Here is a 19,091-nt window from a genome sequence, read left to right on the forward strand (position 1 = left end):
CGGCCGCTGCCTGCGACCGCCCTCACTTAATCTTATGCGGCGTTGTGCAGGCGGTAGGTGACGAGGCCGTTCGCCGTCACGCCACGCATCGATTTCGCCAATGCCAGCACGGCTAGATCAGCTAGCGGCTCGATGACCACGACGATCGCGTAAGAAGCGGCGAAAGACGCAATGGAAGTGAGGTTCTCGGCCGCAAAGCCCGCACCATACAGCGCCCAGAAAGCGACCCACAACACGATGCCGGATTGATAGGCGGTCGAAAGCGCAAGCGCCTGGCGATATTGCAGGTCAACAAAGGCGGTGTTGCGGGGAATGATCCGCCCGGCCAGCACCTGGATCGCAAACAGCGGCACCAGCAGCGTGGTCACGTTCATGCCGTATTGCGGCAGGTCGGCAGGTACGAAGAGCAGCCCCTGAAGCAGAAGACCAAGCGCCAACCCGAACGCGGCTGGCGCTGCGCCGAACAAGAGGAACAGTGTCGAGCCGAGAATGAAATGCACCTCCGAGACGCCGACCCGGAAATGCGGCAGGAGTTCGAAGAACGAGAAGACCAGGACTGTTGTTGCGACGGTGCGCACCGCCAAGGAAACGATTCCCTGCTCGCGCACGGTCTCTGCCGCAAGCTTCAATGCGCAGCCCGCGGCGGCGGCACCTGTCGCGTAACTCAGCACGAGCTTGGCGCCCGTAACGATACCTGGTTCGATATGCATGATCTACGTCCCTTCTGCCGTCCCACCCGACGGCTTTGGTGTTGAAAGCTGCAGGGCCGATCTCCTGGCTCGCGGTCGAAACGGGTCTCCGGCCTTCCCGAGCTGACGGCCCAGCGGCGGATCGGAGCCCCTCACCGCTTACAGTCGCGGGGGCGGCCGGGGCTTCGGGTACCGCAATTGGGTCCGCCCTTCCCCGTTCCCGATTATGCTCCGGCGCTTTGCGCCGCTTCGAGCACCTTGGCTGCACTGTGTGCTCCTTCCGAAGAGGACGCGTCAAGGGGCTCGCGAGATCGGGCGACGGCATCATCACGTAGCCTCGCCCGCCAGCGCGCCGAAACGAATGACCGTCGTTGCGGCGTCGGTTTGCGCGAGCTGGGTCTGCGAGCTTCGCAATCGTCGTACGGACAAGCCGCCTGTTCGGCGCCGCCGATAGACTCGGCAAACAGCGACGACGTATCGGGAGCCATGCCGTGCTCGATCAGTCTTGCCACGAGCGCCGGAAATGTCCGCTTGCCCATATAGACCAAAGTCGTCGATTCCTTATGGGCGAGCGCCGCCCAATTGAGATTTTCGGGCAATTGCCCAGTGATATCAGCGCCGGTCACGAGCTGGAGGCGGCGCGAGGTATGCCGGCGGGTCAGTGGAATGTTGGACCGCGCTGCCGCAACGCAGGCCGAGGTAACGCGCGGAATGATCTCGTAGCTGATGCCCGCCGCGCGCAGCGCTTCGATCTCCTGTTCAAGCCGGCGGAAGATGCCGGCGTCTTCCGATCTCAAGCGAACGACGCCCCCACCTGCGGCGGCGTAGTCGATGAGCAGCCGGTTGACATGCTCCTGTTTGACCGAGGGCCGGCCTGCACGCTTGCCGACCGCCACCAGATTGGCCCCGGGGCGGGCGTGATCGAGGATCGCGCCCGAGGAAAGGTCGTCATAGAGCACGACATAGGCGGCGCGCAGACGCGCGGCCGTCTTGAGCGTCAGGAGCTCAGGATCGCCTGGACCAGCCGAGACAAAGGAAGCAAAGCCGCTCACCGGTCCTCCGCAATGAGGTGGAAGAACGTTCCACTGGCGTATCCGCGCCGCGAGCCGGTCTCCGCAACGACCGCGCCGGTCGCGTCACGCACGATAGCCAGGCGCGTATCGGGCTGAGAGACAATGGTGGAGTAATGGAATTCGTGGCCGCGCAGACGCGCGCCGGCCTTATGCCCGGGCATTGGCACCGCAAGCTCCGCAAGCCGGTAGCCCAGATGCATGCTACGTTGGGCAAAACTCGTTTCCAGGCCGAGCAATCCCGTCATCTCATGATGTACGTCATTGGCGTCGGTCAAGGCGGAGCCCAGCACCATATAGCCGCCGCATTCGCCATGCACCGGCCGTGTCTCCGCAAAGGATGTTAGCGTGCGGCGAAATCGGCGATTTGTCGCGAGTTGGCCAGCGTGCAATTCCGGATAGCCGCCCGGCAGCCAGCAGACGTCGGCACTATCATCAGGGCCTTCATCGGCGAGCGGCGAGAAAGTCACGATCTCGGCTCCGGCTGCGCGCCAAGCCTCCAGCATGTGCGTATAGACGAACGAGAATGCAGCGTCGCGTGCGAGCGCGATGCGTTGTCCGGGTGGCGTGACGCTTAGGCCGTGTGTGTCGCGTGACGCCATCCAGGTGCATGCCGATTGCAGCACCGCATCGAGATCGACGTGCTCGGCGGCGATGCGTGCGGCCTCTGCAATAAGCTCGTTAACCTCAGCCTGCTCCTCGGCTTGCACGAGGCCCAGGTGCCGCTTCGGCATAGTGATCGCGGCGTGGCGGGGCAACGCCCCGAACACCGAAATGCCTGCCCCTGCCAGGGCGCGCCGCACCAGGTCTTCGTGCCGCGCGCTGGCGACGCGGTTGAGAACGACGCCGGCAAGACGCACGCCCGCGCGGAAATCGCGCAGTCCCGCAGCCACCGCCGCGGCAGTTTGCGCCTGTCCGGAAGGATCGATCACGAGCAGGACCGGCCAACCCATCATCTCGGCGATATCGGCGGTCGCGCCGGTCCCCGAAACGCCTGGCGCGGCAACGCCGTCGAACAGGCCCATCGAACCTTCAGCCAGAATGAGGTCCGCATCGCGTCCGTGCGATGCGACCGATTCGATCGCCTCACGACGCATGGCCCAGCTATCAATATTCACCGAAGTGCGTCCCGTGGCGGCCGCATGAAAGGCCGGGTCGATATAATCGGGCCCGCTCTTGAAGCACTGCACCTTCAGCCCGCGATCGCGATAGGCGCGTGCCAATGCCAGCGTCAGCGTCGTCTTGCCGACACCGGATGCAGGCGCCGAGATGACGAGGCTCGCCGCCATCACGAGCCTTCCGGAAAGCGCGGCGTCGGCCCGAGCGGCCGATAGCGGCGGTCATAGTCGGCAGCATACAAGCGGCTTTCTCCGAAATCTTCCGAACCCAGTGTGCGGCCGACCAGAATGACGGCCGTGCGCTCGAGCTCGGTGCTTGCGGCAGAATCCAGCGTACCGAGCGTGGCGCGAATGATGCGCTGATCCGGCCAGCTCGCGCGCCACACGATCGCGACCGGGCAGTCTGCTCCATAGTACGTGGTCAGCTCATCAATCACCTTGGAAAGCAGATGGATCGAGAGATGGATTGCCAGCACCGCACCGGTGGCAGCGAACGCGGCGAGTTTTTCGCCCTCCGGCATCGCGCTCGCCCTGCCCGGCATTCGGGTCAGCACGACGGATTGCGTGCGACCCGGCAGCGTGAGCTCGGCCGCGAGCACTGCCGCGGCGGCGGAAAAGGCCGGCACGCCTGGCGTGATTGAATAGGGAATTTGCAGCGCACTCAGCCGGCGCAATTGCTCGCCCATCGCCGACCAGATCGAGAGATCTCCAGAATGCAGCCGTGCGACGTCCTTTCCCTCACGATGCGCGGTGACGAGCTCCGATATGATGTCGTCGAGCGATAGTGGTGCAGTGTTGACGATGCGCGCGTCCTTTGGGCAATACGCGAGAACTCCCTCGGGCACGAGCGAGCCGGCATAGAGGCAGACTGGACAGGCGGTGATAAGATCGCGTCCCCGCAAGGTGAGCAGATCGGCTGCGCCCGGCCCGGCGCCGATGAAGTGCACGGTCATTCGCCGTCCCCTTCCGCGATCGCTGCGGTCGCCATTCGATCTTGCGAAACGGTCCGCGCCGAAACAAGGCGCGCGCCACGGCCGGCCACGGCCAGCGCCGCAGCTTCGGCGACGGAGCCCGTGCCGAACTTCGCCTTGATGAATTCGGACTGTGTGGACGTGACGATGCCGGCCAAGACATCGGCCGGAACGGACCTAACCGACACATTGAGCTCACACGCAAGCGCTTTGAGCGCAGCGGCTTCGGCCTTGTCGCTAACGGTGGCGACTGCAGCGAGACCGTCAGAACCTCCCGCGGCGTCGAGCGCTTCACGCAGCGAAGCAAGCGTGACGTCCTGCTTGAATCCCAAACCTGCGACCTTCACTTCATCGCACTCCATTGCACGACCGGCCGCCCCGCCTCCCAGGAACGATAACGGCCGAGGTTATCGGCATGCGCGATCTCGACCCGCATCAGCTCGCCGCCGTGGCGTTGATGCAGGCTCGAAAGCAGCGCCTCTGTCTCAAGCGTAACTGCGTGCGCAACCATCCGCGTTCCGGCCTCAATGCGCGACCAGGCGGCATCGAACATCGTGGCGTCGAACCCTCCGCCGATGAAGACCGCTTGCGGGGTCTCAAGGCCTGAAAGGATCTGAGGTGCCGGTCCCTCAATCGCCGTGATCCGATGCGTCAGGCCGAACTTCGCGGCGTTGCTGCGGATGTTTGCTGCACGATCGGCCCGCGCTTCAATTGCGATCGCCGTGCCACCGCAGAGAGCCCATTCTATAGATATCGAACCGGAGCCCGCGCCGATGTCCCACAATCTTTCACCGGGCCTCGGCGCCAACGCCGAAAGCGCGAGCGCGCGCATCGGCCGCTTGGTGATCTGACCGTCATGCACGAAGAGCGCGTCTGAAAGGCCGGAGCTGCGCGGAACTCCGTCCGGTCCATTGGCTTCGAGCGCAACGGCCACCGGACCCACGCCCGCATCGGTCGCGTAGCTGTCGGCACGATGCTGCGTCACGGATTCGCGCGGGCCACCGAGCGCGGCGAGAGTCCATAGCGGTGACGCGCCCCAGCCCCGCGCCGTCAGCCAGTTGGCAAGATCGCCGGCCGCCCTGCCGTCGCGCACGAGACAGATGATGCGAGCTTCGCGTGCTAAGTGCGGCACCAGGCGCTCGAACGGAGATGCGTGAAGTCCGAGACAAACGACAGATTCGAGCCGCCATCCGAGCCGCGCCGCGGCAAGAGAGAATGTCGAGGGAGCGGGATGCGCGATCCATTCGCTTTTGCGCAGCCGCTCCACGAGGTTGCTGCCGACACCGTGCCAGAACGGATCGCCCGAGGCGAGCACCGCCGTCGGACGGCCACGGCACGCCAGCACGCAGTTCGCATCGAAGGGCGCAGGCCAGCGACGACCGCGGTCGGTAATGCCTGCCAGCACGAGATGCCGCTCGCCGCCGAACACGGTCTGGGCTTCCCCAAGCGCCTTTCGGCTTGCTTCCGAGAGGCCGACAAGGCCATCTTCGCCAATGCCGATAATGGTCAACCAGGGATTATCCATGATGCGCGCCCTCATTCTGGGCGGAACGAGCGATGCTAATCTGCTTGCGGATGCCGCCGCGCGCGCCGGGCTCGACGCGATCTATTCGTATGCCGGACGGACGCGAGCTCCGATCGGCCAATCGCTGCCAACGCGCATCGGCGGGTTTGGCGGCGCGAGCGGCCTTGCCGAATACATTCGACGGGAAGGAATTACGCATCTCGTCGACGCGACGCATCCCTTCGCGGCCGAGATGAGCCGCAACGCGGTTGCAGCGTGCGAGGCGACCAGGATACCACTGATCGCGCTCGAGCGCGAGCCCTGGGCAAAAACGCCCGGTGACAATTGGATCGAGGTCGCGGATATCACCTGCGCTGTCGCGGTGTTGCCGGAGAATCCCGCGCGGGTGTTCCTTGCGATCGGCCGGCAGCATATCGAAGTCTTCAGCACCAAGCCGCAGCACGTCTACACTTTGAGGTTTGTCGATCCTCCCGATGGATCGCTGCCGTTTCCGGACGTCGATCTCATCGTGTCGCGCGGACCTTTCAACCTTGCCGGCGAAATGGAGATGATGCGTTCGCGCGGCATCGAATGGATCGTTGCCCGCAATTCCGGGGGAACGGGCGCACGTGCCAAGATCGACGCCGCGCGCGCGTTTGGCCTTCCCGTTGTCATGCTTTCGCGGCCCGAATTGCCCGGCAGGCTGCGAACCGAACGCGTGGCCGAGGTCATGCAATGGCTCGGTCATCGGACATGCCTCGGCGCATAGACCCAGGAACCGACGCGACGTGTCGCCGAATTGCCCACGATGACAAGTGTTCTCATGTCAGCCATCTCGGGCTGCGCCGCATGCAGCATCACCGTTTCAATTCGCTCCTCAGGCGTAGTGACACAGTGCGCGAAGATCACGAGGCGTTCGCCGCAGCTCGCCTCCTTCAGAACTGAGAGCGCGCGTCCAAAGCCCTCGGGCCGGCTCACTGAGCGCGGATTGTAAATCGCGATCGCGAAGTCGGCCTCGGCGGCAAGCCGCAGGCGTTTCTCGATCATCGACCACGGCTTCAGGTTGTCTGAGAGATTGATCGCGCAAAAATCGTGGCCCAGCGGCGCGCCGGCACGCGCAGCCGCAGCCAGCATCGCGGTCACGCCGGGTATTACGCGGATTGCAAGTCCTTTCCATTGCGGTGCGGCTTCGAGCGCTTCGAACACGGCCGAAGCCATCGCGAATACTCCCGGATCGCCGGAGGAAACCATGACGACGCGGCGTCCTTCCGATGCCAGATGTAAGGCGTCGTTTGCTCGCTGCAACTCCATGCGATTGTCTGATGGACGCAGCATGAGTCCTTCACGCGGCTTCACGCGCGCGACATAGGATGCATAGCCCAGTACGTCCGTTGCAGCGGCGAGCGCCCCGGAAACTTCCGGCGTGACCAGCGCTTCGTCGCCGGGCCCAAGTCCCGCGATGGTCAGTGTGCCGGTCATTCGGCGGCCTCCATTTGCCGCCCCTGCCCATGCACTAGCACGATCGCGAAATAGGGACACTCGGCCTCGTCCATATCCTTCAGCCGCACGACGCGCTCGCCCGGCATGGTGCCGCGTTCGATCAACCATGCCTCGCCAAGGCGGCCAGCGGCTTGGAGGGCGCGGCGCACCTTCTGCAGATTGCGCCCGGTCTTCATAATGACGAGCGCATCGGAATTGCGCACGCGCCGTTCGAGCTTGTCCTCCGAAAGCGTGCCCATCAGCACCGTCATCACATCGTCACCAAGCGCGATTGGCCGGCCGACCGAATTCCAGCAGCCGGCCATACCGGGAATGCCCGCGATCACCTCGATCTCGACTCGTCCCTGAAGACGGGCGTGGAGGTGCATGAAGGAACCGTAGAAGTAGGGATCGCCCTCGCAGAGCACGACGATGTCGATAGCGCAGGCGAGCCGCGCAAGACGCTCCGCCCATTCGTCGTAGAAGGCAGCAAGCAGACGTACATATTCCGGACTATCGAAGGCAATCTCCGTGGTGACTGGATATTCCATCGGGTATTCGCAGACGTCATTTGCCAGCAACCCATCGACAATGCGTCGAGCCTGGCCGGGCCGTCCCTTCTTTCGGAAATAAGCAATGTGCTTGGCCGCGCGGACCTCGCGATCGGCACGCACGCTCATCAAGTCCGGATTGCCTGGCCCGAGGCCACAACAAATGATGCGCCCCATGGCTATTCGCTCCGGCTTGCCAGCGCATTCACGGCGGCAACCGTGATAGCCGAGCCGCCAAGACGTCCCTCGATGGTCAGCGCTGGTGCGGGCCGATCGGCCATCAGCGCGGCCTTCGCTTCAGCCGCGCCGATAAAGCCAACCGGACAACCGATGATCGCCGCTGGCCTTGAGCAGTTGCGATCCTCCAGCATGTTGAGGAGGTGAAACAACGCAGTCGGTGCATTGCCGATGGCTACTATCGCGCCATCCAGATGTGCTCGCCACAGCTCCAGCGCTGCAGCCGAGCGGGTGTTGCGCATGGATTCAGCGAGCAAGGGAACCGCGGGATCGTCGAGTGTGCAGATGATGGCGTTGCGGGCCGGCAGGCGCGCGCGCGTAATTCCCTCCGACACCATGCGCGTGTCGCAGAGGATAGCCGCGCCGTTCTGCAGCGCGGCCCGAGCAATGCGCGCCATGCCGGGCGTGAAGCGGATATAGGATTCGACACCCACCAGGCCCGCCGCATGGATCATGCGCACGACCACCGGCTCCTCGTCGGCTGAAAAGCGCTCAAGGTCCGCCTCCGCACGGATGGTGGCGAAGGACTGACGGTAGATCACTGCACCATTGGTCTCATAGACGTGCGGCATCAGCGCTCTCCCGTAAGAACGGAAGGGTCTGCGATCATGCGGGCGGCGCTCAGTCCACGTAAGGTCGGAGCCTCCCGTGTCGAGCCGCCGCGGACGAGATCGAAGCCGTCTCTGGTGGCGACAAGAGTGATCGAAGCTGGGCCGGAATGGGCACAGCCTTTGGCGCAACCGGAGACGTGGAGCCGGGAATCGGGGGCAATGTGCGGCGCAAGCGCCGCCGCGAATGTGCGAATATCTGCATGCGCCTCGCGGCAGGCAGGCGCACCGCTGCAGGCGACAACGCGCAGCATCGGATGGTCGACTTGCGTGATGAGGCCCTCGCAGCCGGGCATTTCACGCAAGTCTTCCGCCAGGATCATGCGCCACGGCGTCATTCGTAATCCTGACGAGCATCCAGCCAGATCGGAGAGTGCCGCATGTGTCACCTGCCCAAATGCGGCGCCGACCATCGCGCCTTGCGGATAAAGTCGCGGACACGGCTCGGCGATCATTCGAGCCGGCCCAACGTGGCCACGAAGCGTGTCTGGCAATTTTGCGCCAGCCCGGATGTACGCTGCCATCCGCCCTCGCCAGCCTCTGGCGCCGCCGGAGGTGACGAACCACTCGGCAAGCGCGAGCGAGACCTTTATGGCGTCTCTCCGCGTGACGGGATGACCATGTTCGGCGCCGTCGGCACGCACGATCAGCTCTCCCGCGAGGCTTCGCTCGACGCGGATGTCGGCGGAGGCGGTGGCAAGCACGCGCTCCATACCGCAATCGACAGCGAAGCCGAATTTGGTTGGCAGGCCGGGCGGTCCCTTCGCAAGCCCCTGCTCAAGCTCTGTGGCGAGCGAACAGGTATCATCGCCCGCAGTCCAGAACGGCGTGACCAGGATGTTGCGCCGCGCCTCCCACTCCGGATCCGGGTCGATCAAGCGCAGCTGAGAGAGTTCCTCGATCAGGGGCCGGTGGCCTTCATCGCTGACACCCCTGATCTGCAGGTTGCCCCGGCTAGTCAGATCGATCAGGCCGTTGCCGTAGCGCTTGGCCAGCGCCCCAATTCCTGCCGCTTGCTTCCCATCAAGCCGGCCACGATGTGGCCGGATGCGAACCACAAGCCCATCCCCTGACCGCATCGGCCGTAAGGCGCCGGGACACCAGCCCTTGATCGCAAACGCGCTCATGAGGCGGCCTCCCGCAGCGCGGCCGCAATCGAGTTGCGCCGGGTCCTCCAGATCGCAGCTTCATGCAATCGAGTGAAGCAATATTCGATCGCCACAAGCGCCGCCGGATTCTCTCTTGCTATGAAAGTGCGAACGTCATCGTTGCCAAGCGTCGCGTCGTAATAGAGATCGAACAGATGCGCAGGCACAGCCTGCGCGAGATGGGCGAAAGCGGCCATGTGTTCAAGTGTCGCCACTATCTCGGCCGCCCCTCGAAAGCCGTGGCGCATCATGCCGGCGATCCATTTCGGATTGGCGGCGCGCGAACGTACGATCCGCGATATCTCCTCGGTCAACGAGCGTGCATGCGGCTGATCCGGGCGCGTGCCATCGAAGTGATAGAGTGATGGGGCGGCCATGCCAAGGCGCGCCGCCGCGGCCGCAGCGCCCGCCTCGTGTGCGGCATAGTCTGCGGCTAACAGCAGATCGGTTTCCGGCAGGTCTTGCGCATGGACGAACGCATCGGCGGCGAGGAGCCTTGCCTGAATACCTGCGCGATCAGGCCTCATCGTGCCGTCGGGTGCGAATGCCCACGATGAAGCGGAAAGCCAGGCTTCGCCGGCCGCATGTTGCGATGCTTGCGTGAATACATCCGGCATCGATGCCATACCGACGCCATACTGCCCCGGGCGCGGCCCGAACACGCGCGCCGCACGATGCCGATAGGGATTCTCGTCGCCTTCGCGTTCAGAAAGCGCTTCGGCCGCAGCCACGAATAGTTGCGCAAGAGTTGAAAAGACGTCGCGGAACAGCCCCGACACGCGCAGCGTCACATCGATACGCGGCCGGCCAAGAGCGGCTGGCGCGATGATTTCGTAACCGGAGACCCGACCTGACCCATGATCCCAGCGCGGTGCGATGCCTGCAAGGTGCAGGGCCATCGCATAATCCTCGCCTGCGGTGCGCATGGTCGATGATCCCCAGAGATCAACCAGTAGTCCTTTCGGCCAGTCGCCGTGATCCTGCAGGTGACGGCGCAGCAATTCCTCGGCGAGCTTGATCCCTTGCGCATGCGCCGAGCGCGTAGGAACCGCGCGGGGGTCGACGGTGAACAGATTGCGTCCAGTGGGCAGTACATCGCGCCGCCCGCGATGCGGCGAGCCTGCCGGGCCCGGAGCAACGCGCCCACCAGAGAGCGCGTCAAGCAGCGCGCTCTTCTCCGCCTCGCCGCAACCCCCACGGCCGAACACATGCAGCCCATCGCCGAACTGGCTCTCCTTGAGATCGCAGACGAAGCGATCGATCCGAGGAATGACCTCCGCCGGCGCAGCCGAGGCGCCAAGGCCGAGATCGTCTTCCAGGCCCGCGGCCCGCGCTTCATCGCGGATCGCCACAATCAGACGCTGGCGGCGCGCGGGATCGAGACCATCAGACGTCGAATACTCATCAAGCAGTTGCTCGAGCGGACGCAAGCCTTCAGGCAATGCGGCCTGCGCCAGCGGCGGCGGCAAATGGCCGATCGTGACCGCGCTAATGCGCCGCTTGGCCTGCGCTGCCTCACCGGGATCGTTGACGATGAAGGGATAGACCACCGGCATGTCGCCAATCAGCGCTTCCGGCCAGCAGGAGGCCGATAGGGCGACGGACTTGCCGGGCAGCCACTCCAGCGTTCCATGCGTGCCCATGTGGACGACCGCATCAACCTCTTGCCGCCGGAGCCAGAGATAGAACGCGACATAGGCGTGGCGAGGCGTGCGCGAGATATCGTGATACTCGACGTCATGATTGGTGACATCACCGCGCTCGGGCTGAACGGCGATGATCGCCTTGCCACGCTGGATTGCTGCAAAATGAAATTCGCCGTCACGGCAGGCGGGATCGTTCTGCGTCGCCCCCCAGGCGCGCGCGAGGTCATCCTGCAGCTGGCACGGAAGTCTCGCCAGCTCAGCGCCGTAATCAGCAACGCTAAAGGTCAATTTCTCCTGCAGGAGAGCTGCACCAAGCGCTTCTGTTGGCTTCACGTCGAAACCGGCAGCGCCGAGATCGGACAATAGCGTTTCGACCGAAGCAAGCGCGTCGAGCCCGACCGCATGCGCAATCTGGTGCGGACGACCCGGATAATTCGAGAGCACAATCGCCAGCCGCTTCCCCCCCGCCGGCTTGTTCGCGAGCCTGTGCCAGGCGGCCACCCGATCCACGACAGCATCGACACGTTCGTCGTCGGGCATGTGCGCCAGGTGCGAGAATTGCAGTTCGGAATCGCGCGCGCTCGGCGACTTGAAACTGACCACGCCCGCTAGCAGCCGGCCGTCAACCTCGGGCAACACCACATGCATCGCCAGATCGCCCGGCGAGAGACCGCGAAGCGATTCCGCCCACTCCTCGCGCCGGGCCGTCGACAACGCGACCTGGAACACCGGACAGGATGCAGCATCGAAAGGCGTCGTCCCTTCGCCGGTGACAGCAGAGAAAGCGGTTGCATTGACGATCACCGCAGGCGTGCATTCCTCGAACTGCCGCTTAAGCCAATCCGTCACACCGGCCACCTTTAGCGAGGCGACGAACACGCCATAGCCATCAAAACCCTTCTTCCGCAGGGCTGTGATCAGCGCGTCGACCGGGGCGGTATCGGCTGAGGTGAGATAGGAGCGATAGAAGGTGACGAGCGCATGCGGCCCTCGATCGGGATTTGGCAGCGCCGCGACTGCACCACGACGCGGATCGTAGAAACCGATCTCGGGAATTTCGACTTCGCCGACGACAGGTCCCGCATAGAGACCCGAAGCTAGTGCGAGTTGTGCGATTGCAGCCTGCGCCGCAACCGTTCCGCCCTTGTCGCACAACGCCTTCAGCCGTCCGAGCGCCGACACGGGTAATGTCGAGAGCGCATCCAGGCGCGGATCGTCGCGACCGTCCGCGGGGAGCACCGCAAGCGCGATATCGCGGTCCTTCGCAAGTTGATGCAGGGCAGCCAGCCCATATGACCAGTAGGATTCGCCGCCGATCAGGCGCACCAAAATGCCGCGCGCATGCGACAGCGTCCGCTCGATATAGGTGTCGACCGACAGGGGATGACGCAGCTCCGCAAGATTCGCGAGCCTCAGCGATGGCAGTCCGGCACGGCCGCGACGCCAGCCAGAGGCGAACGCGGCAAGATCGCTGTCCGAGAACGAGAGCACGACAAGGTCTGCCGGATCTTGACCGAGATCCTTAGGGATCGCAGTCTCCTCAAGACCGCGGCTCTCGCGAAAGATGACGTGCATCAGATCTCGAGTCCAGTCCTGATGGCCGCCTCATCGATATCGTCGTGTTCACCGATCACCACCAGCTTCGAGCGCCTTGGCCGCGTGCCCCATGGCCTATCGAACTGATGCCCCACCCGCTCGCCGACCGATTGCAGCAGCAATCGCATCGGCTTGCCCGCGACCGCGATATATCCCTTCGCGCGCAATACGTTCTGCTCACGCGCAAGCCGCTTGATCGATTCGACCAGCGCATCCACGTCAGCCACTTCCGGGAGCTCGACGACTATCGAAGCAAAATCGTTGTGTTCGTGCTCTTCTTCGCCGTCGCGATGAGAAGGTCGCGAAGCGAGATCGTCTTCAGCAGCCGCTTCGAGACCAAGGATCACACGCGCATCGACTGCACCATTGACGACAGGCAGCATTGGCACGCGACGCGGCATTTCGGCGGTGATCGCCGCCTTGGCCGCTTCAAGTCCTGCCGCGCCGGCAAGGTCCGCCTTGGTGAGCAGCACGATATCCGCGCACGCGATCTGATCCTCGAACACTTCCGACAGCGGCGTCTCGTGATCGAGGTTCTGATCGGCCGAACGCTGCGCTTCCACTGCGGCAGGGTCGGGCGCAAAGCGGCCGGCGGCCACGGCCTCGGCATCCGCAAGCGCAATCACGCCGTCGACCGTGATTCGTGAGCGGATCTCTGGCCAGTCGAAGGCCTTGAGCAGCGGCTTTGGCAAAGCCAGGCCGGATGTCTCGATCACGATATGATCAGGCCTCACGGGGCGCGAGAGTAGTTGCTCCATGGCGGGGATGAAGTCATCGGCGACCGTGCAGCAGATGCAGCCATTGGCGAGCTCGACGATATTCTCGGCAGGACAGCTGGCGTCGGCGCAGGATTTCAGGATCTCGCCGTCGACGCCCTCGCTACCAAACTCGTTGACAAGCACCGCAAGCTTCTTGCCGTTCGCATTGGTGATCAAGTGCTGGATCAGCGTCGTCTTGCCCGATCCGAGAAAACCAGTGACGACGGTCACCGGAACCTTGGTGAGGGTATTCATTCTGCGGCCTCTGGCAGGACGGCGATCGGTGGAATACGGGCAAGCGACTGCTTGCGGAAGATCGCCGGCCGGCTGCGCCATGGCACAATGCCATCTGGCGCGGCCGCGTAGGCCGCAGCCCCGGCGACTACATCCGGTGCGTTTGCATCGGACAAGCGACCGTACACATAGGACCAGCGCCCAAGCCCCGAGAGCGCAATCGAGCAGCCTTGGCTGCAGGCCGACAGGCATTCGACCGGAACGACGCTGACGCCCTCCGGCACGCCAGCCTCGAGGAGAGCGCTGTGCAGACGCGCGCCCGGTGTGGTTTCGCCATCCCTTACTGCCTGGTCGGCACGACAGGTGATGCAGACGTGAAGCGTGACGGTCATCGCCCCTTCTCAACAAAAATTTGGCGGAGGCGATGAGGTACGCGAACCAATGACACACGGGTTCGCTCCCCGTCGCGGAACACCCCGTCCGCCGGTGGTCAATCGGTGCGCTGGCAGGTCTCCCGGCTTGCGGAGCAGGTTCTTCCCTCGATCTCCACCTTCCCAACCCTTAAAGGTCAGTGGCTCTTGGAGATCTCTCCGGTCACGGTCGCGGGGGCGGCTGCGCTTCAGGCTCGAGCTTTGAGGCTAGAGCCCTATCGCATTCCCTCTTCGCCTGTCGTAGGACAGGAACCAACGCCACCGCACCATTTGCCCAAGCGTGCAACTTGTCAAGCCAAAGGGACGTGCAGATGACTTCCGGATCTGATGCTGCTGAGGAAGAAACCGCGATCTCCGAATTCGCATTGGATGCCCGCCATTCGGCAAAAATGGCAAAGAAAATGGCAAAGAAGAAGGCCGCGCGCGACCGGATGATGTCCACCAAGAGTGGAGAGAGGGGGCTCATCATTGTCCACACCGGGGCAGGCAAGGGAAAATCTTCCTTGGCCTTCGGCATGATCATGCGGTGCCTCGCGCATGGCTTTTCCTGCGCCGTCGTGCAGTTCATCAAGGGTGCATGGGACACTGGCGAGCGCCGCCTGCTCACCGGACATTTTGGCGAACTGTGCCAATTCCATGCGATGGAGGAAGGCTTTACCTGGGAAACGCAGGACCGCGTCCGCGACATCGCCGCTGCCCGCACCGCATGGGAAAAGGCCAAGCAGCTGATCGCTGATGAAGCCTTGCGCATGATGGTTCTCGACGAGATCAATATTGCGCTTCGCTACGACTATCTGGAGATCGGAGAGGTCGTTGAGTTCCTGAAGAATTCAAAGCCGCCAATGATGCATGTCGTCCTCACCGGACGCAATGCCAAGCAGGAATTGATCGACGCCGCCGACCTTGTCACGGAGATGACGCTCGTGAAGCATCCCTTCCGATCCGGCATCAAGGCCCAGCCCGGCGTTGAGTTCTGACCAAGCAATCGGGATTCGATTCGATGGCGCGCGCATTGATGATCCAGGGAGCGGGTTCGGACGTGGGCAAGTCGCTCATCGTGGCCGGCCTTGCCCGCGCTGCCACCCGGCGCGGCAATCGGGTGCTGCCGTTCAAGCCGCAGAACATGTCGAACAATGCCGCCGTGACGGTCGACGGCGGCGAGATCGGACGCGCGCAGGCATTGCAGGCGCAGGCCGCAGGTGTCGAGCCGCATACCGATATGAATCCGGTCTTGCTGAAGCCGGAAACTGATGTCGGCGCCCAGATCATCGTGCACGGACGCCGCGTGGCGACGCTGCGCGCGCGCGTGCATACGCTGCGATGAAGCCATCGCTGATGGCGCCGGTTCTCGAGAGTTTCGCCCGTATCAAGGATCGCGCCGATCTTGTTCTCGTCGAGGGCGCCGGCAGCCCCGCCGAGGTCAATCTGAGGAGCGCCGATATCGCCAATATGGGCTTTGCCCGCAAGGCCGACATTCCCGTCGTGCTGGTCGGCGATATTGATCGCGGCGGTGTCATTGCGCAGCTCGTCGGAATCAAGGCCATGCTCGATCCCGACGATGCGGCCATGATTCGCGGCTTCGTCATCAACAAGTTCCGCGGCGATCCATCACTGTTCGATGACGGCTACCGGCTGATCGAAGCGCGCACATCGTGGCGGGGCTTTGGGGTCCTTCCCTACTTCGCCTGCGCTCGTGAACTTCCGGCCGAAGACGCGCTTGGGCTTACCGGCGCACGCAAGGCAGGCAAGTGCAAGATTGTCTTTTCGCGCTGTCGCGGATCGCGAATTTTGACGACCTCGATCCACTGAAGCTCGAACCTGATGTCGACCTTGTGATGGTCCGGCCTGGAGAAGCAATCCCTGGCGATGCAAAGCTCGTGATCCTGCTGGGCTCGAAGTCGACCCGCGGCGAGCTCGCCTTCCTGCGCGCCCAAGGTTGGGACATCGATCTTCTTGCGCATCATCGTCGCGGCGGTCATGTTCTTGGCGTCTGCGGCGGTTACCAGATGCTCGGACGCAGTGTGGCGGATCCGGAGGGAATTGAGGGACCGGCGGGCGAAACTCCCGGTCTCGGACTCATCGACGTAACGACGGTGATGACGCCACAAAAGACTCTGAGCCGCGTCACGGCGGTCCACGCTGCGACGAACCGGCAGATCGAGGCTTACGAGATTCACATCGGACATACCGACGGGCCGGATCGTGCACGGCCATTTGCTTTGCTTGGCGGAGCGCCGGAAGGCGCGGTATCCAGCGACGGCCGCGTGTATGGCAGCTATCTGCACGGCCTGTTCGCTTCCGACAGTTTCCGCAAGACATTTCTCGCACAACTAGACATTCCGGCCGCGGACCAGCAATACCGCGCCAGGGTGGAGAGCGCGCTCGATACGCTTGCCGATTACATCGATACCTATCTCGATGTCGAAGGCCTGCTTACGCTTGCCCGCTGAGGAGGGGCGATCAAGGCGAGATTGTGGCGGAAAACCGCGCCCATTCCGTCTCGTCACCCGGCAAGCCAAGCCGCAGCCATCCCGGCCGCTTCCCAAATATGCGCGACCATATCTGGTGGCGCGCGAGCTTCTGCTGCGCGGCGCGTGCCTCGCCAGTTTCATAGAGCCGGAACAGCGGCGTGCCGCCGACCAATGTCCAGCCCTGTGATTGCACTTCAGCATCCAGGCGGAGGCAATCGCGTGCCAGACGCGTCGAGGTCGCGTTTGCCCAATCGCGATCAAGCAAGGCGCGCCGTCCGATCACAATCGCTGCACCCGAAATCGGCCACGGGCCGACCATCGCGGCCAGCGCAGCGACATCGGCCTCGCTGCCGAGCGCGAAACCGAGGCGCAGTCCCGCAAGCCCGTAGAATTTTCCGAACGATCGCAGGAGTAACAGCCCCGGCCGTCCCGCCTCGGGTGCCAGCGACAAGCCCGAAACGGCATCAGCGAAGCTTTCGTCGACGACGAGTCGACCGACGCGCGGCAAAAGCGCCAGCAGTTCGCTTGGATCAAAGCATCGGCCGTCTGGATTGTTGGGATGGACGACCACGGCGATATCCGCTCCCTGCAGCCCTTCGAGATCAAAAACCTCGGCCACGTCCCAGGCTGCCGCGGAAAAAACCGCCGCGTATTCGTTATAGGTCGGCGCGAGAATCCGCGCCCGACCGCGCGATGAAAGACTCGGCAACAACTGGATGGCCGCTTGTACGCCACCGAGCGCCACGATTGGTGCCTTGGTGGCGTAGTTCTCTCGCGCTGCTCGATGCAGGGACTCGATATCGGATCGCGAAGGCAGTGCACTCCAGGACCTGGGCTCGACCTCACCCACCGGATAGGGCTGCCGGTTCATCCCGGTTGAGAGGTCGATCCAGTCCTGCGCGCGCCCGCCGAATCGGTGCACGGCAAGATCGAGATTTCCACCATGCTCGGGCATTGCCCTCTCTGTCATGCGAAAGCCAAAATCGCAAGCGCACCGGCCAACAGAACCATAGCGCGGACGTACAGCGTCAACCCCTGCCGGATGTCAGCAGCGCGCGGATCGCGTGCGCCCTCGTTGAGCCAGGGTTCGTCGGCGATGCTTCCATGATAGATGCGCGGCCCGCTGAGCCGCACGCCCAGCCCGCCGGCCATCGCTGCTTCCGGCCAGCCGGCATTGATCGAGCGATGACGGTTGGCATCACGCGCCATGCAAGACAACGAGTTCGAGGGCCGCGTCGCCAGCACCATAAACAACAAGCCGGTGAGTCGCGCCGGTACGAAATTTGCGAGATCGTCGATGCGCGCGGCGGCCCAACCGAAAGCTTCATGGCGCATCGTGCGATGGCCGATCATTGAATCGAGCGTATTGATCGCCTTATAGCCAATGATGCCTGGCAGCCCGAACAACGCCCCCCAGAACACAGGCGCCACAATGCCGTCGGAAGCGTTCTCGGCCAGGCTCTCGATGGCCGCGCGCGCGATGCCGGCTTCATCGAGAGTTGCGGGATCGCGTCCGACGATCTGCGCGACCGCCGCACGTGCGGCTACGATATCACCGGATTGCAACGGGTAAGCAACAGCGGCCACATGATCATAGAGCGAACGCAGCGCAACGAGTGGCCATGCGAGAACTCCCAGGAGCACGATGCGGCTCCATTCAAAGGCAAGCGCGACTTGGACCACCCATCCAATGCCGGCCGAAAGCCCAATCACGAAAACAGCGACGGCTGCGCCGGCGATCCGCCGGACTGCAGGCGTGTCGATCGTCCTGTTGAAGCTGATATCGAGGATGTTGATCAGCCTGCCCAGCCAGGCGACGGGATGACCAACGCGGGCGAACAGTCCATCGGGCCATCCCAACACGCCGTCCACCATCATCGCCACAGCCATCGCTCCCGCAAAGCCCATGCATCGTCTCCGTCATGAGTCCTGATGCACAAGAATTCTGGATCAAGGCAAGCCTATTTCGCCTGATTTCGCCTTTGTCTTTGCCGGAGATTGGTGATTAAAACTGGCCTTAAGCGGAGGACGTCATGGCCATCATACTCATCACGGGCGGCGCCCGATCGGGCAAAAGCCGGCGCGCAGAAGTCCGCGCCCGCGCCTTTCCGGGGCAACCCGTCTATATTGCCACGGCAGAGGCGCTCGATGAAGAAATGATCGAGCGAATATCAAAGCATCGAATGCGACGAGGAAAGGAATGGCTCGAGCGCGAGGTTCCGCTCGATCTTGTGCAGGCGCTGGTCGAAACCGATGGCGGCGCTGCAAGGCTGGTCGATTGTCTCACGCTCTGGTTGTCGAACCTGCTCCATGTGAAGCGCAACTGGTCGCATGAGGCTTCGCTGCTCGCTGACGTGCTCGCCCGCCAACGCAGCCCGGTCATCATAGTCACGAACGAAGTTGGGCTCGGTATCGTGCCGGACAATGCGTTGGCGCGCGCATTCCGGGACGCGGCTGGTATCATGAACCAGACGATTGCCTCCGTCGCGGACGAGGTCGAATTCGTCGTCGCAGGATTGCCGATGAAGCTGAAGTAGCGCCGCGCTTTGGAATTGCAACGTTGTCCAGTGAGCGAGCTGA

General features: G+C 63.6%; 17 protein-coding genes, 2 pseudogenes and 2 riboswitches. Of the genes and pseudogenes, 4 read left to right on the top strand and 15 right to left on the bottom strand.

Annotated elements, in window-relative coordinates:
• Positions 1 to 32: 32 nt before the first annotated feature.
• From RX331_RS38470 to cbiE, 6 genes and pseudogenes are all read right to left on the bottom strand, one after another.
• Complete coding sequence (locus tag RX331_RS38470; RefSeq protein ID WP_317252724.1) at positions 33 to 710, bottom strand: energy-coupling factor ABC transporter permease; 678 nt, start codon at positions 708 to 710, stop codon at positions 33 to 35.
• A 36-nt stretch (positions 711 to 746) separates the two neighbouring features.
• Positions 747 to 965: riboswitch (cobalamin riboswitch) on the bottom strand.
• A gap of 51 nt (positions 966 to 1,016) precedes the next feature.
• Positions 1,017 to 1,741, bottom strand: a pseudogene (gene cobA, locus RX331_RS38475) (uroporphyrinogen-III C-methyltransferase).
• A complete protein-coding gene (locus RX331_RS38480) occupies positions 1,738 to 3,048 on the bottom strand; it encodes a cobyrinate a,c-diamide synthase (RefSeq protein WP_317252725.1) in 1,311 nt (436 codons plus the stop codon). Before RX331_RS38480 ends, cobA begins: the two are co-directional and overlap by 4 nt.
• Complete coding sequence (cobM, locus tag RX331_RS38485) at positions 3,048 to 3,830, bottom strand: precorrin-4 C(11)-methyltransferase (protein WP_317252726.1); 783 nt, start codon at positions 3,828 to 3,830, stop codon at positions 3,048 to 3,050. The genes RX331_RS38480 and cobM overlap by 1 nt, the downstream gene beginning before the upstream one ends.
• Positions 3,827 to 4,195: a cobalamin biosynthesis protein gene (locus tag RX331_RS38490; RefSeq protein WP_317252727.1), complete on the bottom strand. Its 369-nt coding sequence runs from the start codon at positions 4,193 to 4,195 to the stop codon at positions 3,827 to 3,829. The genes cobM and RX331_RS38490 overlap by 4 nt, the downstream gene beginning before the upstream one ends.
• Positions 4,192 to 5,373: a precorrin-6y C5,15-methyltransferase (decarboxylating) subunit CbiE gene (gene cbiE / locus RX331_RS38495; RefSeq protein WP_317252728.1), complete on the bottom strand. Its 1,182-nt coding sequence runs from the start codon at positions 5,371 to 5,373 to the stop codon at positions 4,192 to 4,194. The genes RX331_RS38490 and cbiE overlap by 4 nt, the downstream gene beginning before the upstream one ends.
• Here cbiE and RX331_RS38500 point away from each other — a divergent pair.
• Complete coding sequence (locus RX331_RS38500; RefSeq protein WP_317252729.1) at positions 5,372 to 6,121, top strand: cobalt-precorrin-6A reductase; 750 nt, start codon at positions 5,372 to 5,374, stop codon at positions 6,119 to 6,121. The two genes, cbiE and RX331_RS38500, sit on opposite strands and share 2 nt — an antisense overlap.
• Here RX331_RS38500 and cobJ read toward each other — a convergent pair.
• The 7 genes from cobJ to RX331_RS38535 are packed head-to-tail and all read right to left on the bottom strand — an operon-like array spanning position 6,097 to position 14,001.
• Complete coding sequence (gene cobJ, locus RX331_RS38505) at positions 6,097 to 6,831, bottom strand: precorrin-3B C(17)-methyltransferase (RefSeq protein WP_317252730.1); 735 nt, start codon at positions 6,829 to 6,831, stop codon at positions 6,097 to 6,099. The two genes, RX331_RS38500 and cobJ, sit on opposite strands and share 25 nt — an antisense overlap.
• Entirely contained in the window at positions 6,828 to 7,559 is a 732-nt protein-coding gene (locus tag RX331_RS38510) for a precorrin-2 C(20)-methyltransferase (RefSeq protein ID WP_317252731.1), read from the bottom strand. Before RX331_RS38510 ends, cobJ begins: the two co-directional genes overlap by 4 nt.
• A gap of 2 nt (positions 7,560 to 7,561) precedes the next feature.
• On the bottom strand, positions 7,562 to 8,191 hold the full coding sequence (locus tag RX331_RS38515; RefSeq protein ID WP_317252732.1) for a precorrin-8X methylmutase: 630 nt from the start codon (positions 8,189 to 8,191) through the stop codon (positions 7,562 to 7,564).
• Positions 8,191 to 9,354 carry a precorrin-3B synthase gene (gene cobG, locus RX331_RS38520; RefSeq protein WP_317252733.1) on the bottom strand — a complete coding sequence of 388 codons (1,164 nt, stop codon included), beginning with the start codon at positions 9,352 to 9,354 and terminating at the stop codon, positions 8,191 to 8,193. The genes RX331_RS38515 and cobG overlap by 1 nt, the downstream gene beginning before the upstream one ends.
• A complete protein-coding gene (gene cobN, locus RX331_RS38525) occupies positions 9,351 to 12,596 on the bottom strand; it encodes a cobaltochelatase subunit CobN (protein WP_317252734.1) in 3,246 nt (1,081 codons plus the stop codon). Before cobN ends, cobG begins: the two co-directional genes overlap by 4 nt.
• Complete coding sequence (gene cobW, locus RX331_RS38530; protein ID WP_317252735.1) at positions 12,596 to 13,630, bottom strand: cobalamin biosynthesis protein CobW; 1,035 nt, start codon at positions 13,628 to 13,630, stop codon at positions 12,596 to 12,598. Before cobW ends, cobN begins: the two co-directional genes overlap by 1 nt.
• Positions 13,627 to 14,001 (bottom strand): DUF1636 domain-containing protein, encoded by a 375-nt coding sequence (locus RX331_RS38535; protein WP_317252736.1) that lies wholly within the window; start codon positions 13,999 to 14,001, stop codon positions 13,627 to 13,629. The genes cobW and RX331_RS38535 overlap by 4 nt, the downstream gene beginning before the upstream one ends.
• A gap of 94 nt (positions 14,002 to 14,095) precedes the next feature.
• A riboswitch (cobalamin riboswitch) is annotated at positions 14,096 to 14,312 on the bottom strand.
• A 117-nt stretch (positions 14,313 to 14,429) separates the two neighbouring features.
• Here RX331_RS38535 and cobO point away from each other — a divergent pair.
• Positions 14,430 to 15,017 (top strand): cob(I)yrinic acid a,c-diamide adenosyltransferase, encoded by a 588-nt coding sequence (cobO, locus tag RX331_RS38540; RefSeq protein WP_317258395.1) that lies wholly within the window; start codon positions 14,430 to 14,432, stop codon positions 15,015 to 15,017.
• A 23-nt stretch (positions 15,018 to 15,040) separates the two neighbouring features.
• Positions 15,041 to 16,490, top strand: a pseudogene (locus RX331_RS38545) (cobyric acid synthase).
• Positions 16,491 to 16,500: 10 nt separating this feature from the next.
• Here RX331_RS38545 and cobD read toward each other — a convergent pair.
• Together cobD and cbiB are read right to left on the bottom strand one after the other, a co-directional pair.
• The gene (cobD, locus tag RX331_RS38550; RefSeq protein ID WP_317252738.1) at positions 16,501 to 17,466 is read right to left on the bottom strand and encodes a threonine-phosphate decarboxylase CobD; all 966 of its coding nucleotides are present in this window, start codon (positions 17,464 to 17,466) and stop codon (positions 16,501 to 16,503) included.
• Between the two features lie 11 nt (positions 17,467 to 17,477).
• Complete coding sequence (gene cbiB, locus RX331_RS38555) at positions 17,478 to 18,419, bottom strand: adenosylcobinamide-phosphate synthase CbiB (protein ID WP_317252739.1); 942 nt, start codon at positions 18,417 to 18,419, stop codon at positions 17,478 to 17,480.
• A gap of 125 nt (positions 18,420 to 18,544) precedes the next feature.
• On the opposite strand from cbiB, the gene cobU reads away from it, so the two are divergent.
• The gene (gene cobU / locus RX331_RS38560; protein ID WP_317252740.1) at positions 18,545 to 19,048 is read left to right on the top strand and encodes a bifunctional adenosylcobinamide kinase/adenosylcobinamide-phosphate guanylyltransferase; all 504 of its coding nucleotides are present in this window, start codon (positions 18,545 to 18,547) and stop codon (positions 19,046 to 19,048) included.
• The last annotated feature ends 43 nt before the right edge of the window (positions 19,049 to 19,091 follow it).

This window comes from Bradyrhizobium sp. BWA-3-5, from assembly GCF_032917985.1.
Classification (GTDB): Bacteria; Pseudomonadota; Alphaproteobacteria; order Rhizobiales; family Xanthobacteraceae; genus Bradyrhizobium.

Bases quoted from the DNA above. Each gene is read 5' to 3' on its own strand.
- RX331_RS38480 (WP_317252725.1), bottom strand. From the start codon at position 3,048: ATGGCGGCGAGCCTCGTCATCTCGGCGCCTGCATCCGGTGTCGGCAAG.
- cobJ (WP_317252730.1), bottom strand. From the start codon at position 6,831: ATGACCGGCACACTGACCATCGCGGGACTTGGGCCCGGCGACGAAGCG.
- cobD (WP_317252738.1), bottom strand. From the start codon at position 17,466: ATGCCCGAGCATGGTGGAAATCTCGATCTTGCCGTGCACCGATTCGGC.
- RX331_RS38510 (WP_317252731.1), bottom strand. From the start codon at position 7,559: ATGGGGCGCATCATTTGTTGTGGCCTCGGGCCAGGCAATCCGGACTTG.
- cobN (WP_317252734.1), bottom strand. From the start codon at position 12,596: ATGCACGTCATCTTTCGCGAGAGCCGCGGTCTTGAGGAGACTGCGATC.
- cbiE (WP_317252728.1), bottom strand. From the start codon at position 5,373: ATGGATAATCCCTGGTTGACCATTATCGGCATTGGCGAAGATGGCCTT.
- RX331_RS38535 (WP_317252736.1), bottom strand. From the start codon at position 14,001: ATGACCGTCACGCTTCACGTCTGCATCACCTGTCGTGCCGACCAGGCA.
- RX331_RS38500 (WP_317252729.1), top strand. From the start codon at position 5,372: ATGATGCGCGCCCTCATTCTGGGCGGAACGAGCGATGCTAATCTGCTT.
- RX331_RS38470 (WP_317252724.1), bottom strand. From the start codon at position 710: ATGCATATCGAACCAGGTATCGTTACGGGCGCCAAGCTCGTGCTGAGT.
- cbiB (WP_317252739.1), bottom strand. From the start codon at position 18,419: ATGGGCTTTGCGGGAGCGATGGCTGTGGCGATGATGGTGGACGGCGTG.
- cobU (WP_317252740.1), top strand. From the start codon at position 18,545: ATGGCCATCATACTCATCACGGGCGGCGCCCGATCGGGCAAAAGCCGG.
- cobG (WP_317252733.1), bottom strand. From the start codon at position 9,354: ATGAGCGCGTTTGCGATCAAGGGCTGGTGTCCCGGCGCCTTACGGCCG.
- RX331_RS38515 (WP_317252732.1), bottom strand. From the start codon at position 8,191: ATGCCGCACGTCTATGAGACCAATGGTGCAGTGATCTACCGTCAGTCC.
- cobM (WP_317252726.1), bottom strand. From the start codon at position 3,830: ATGACCGTGCACTTCATCGGCGCCGGGCCGGGCGCAGCCGATCTGCTC.
- cobW (WP_317252735.1), bottom strand. From the start codon at position 13,630: ATGAATACCCTCACCAAGGTTCCGGTGACCGTCGTCACTGGTTTTCTC.
- cobO (WP_317258395.1), top strand. From the start codon at position 14,430: ATGGCAAAGAAAATGGCAAAGAAGAAGGCCGCGCGCGACCGGATGATG.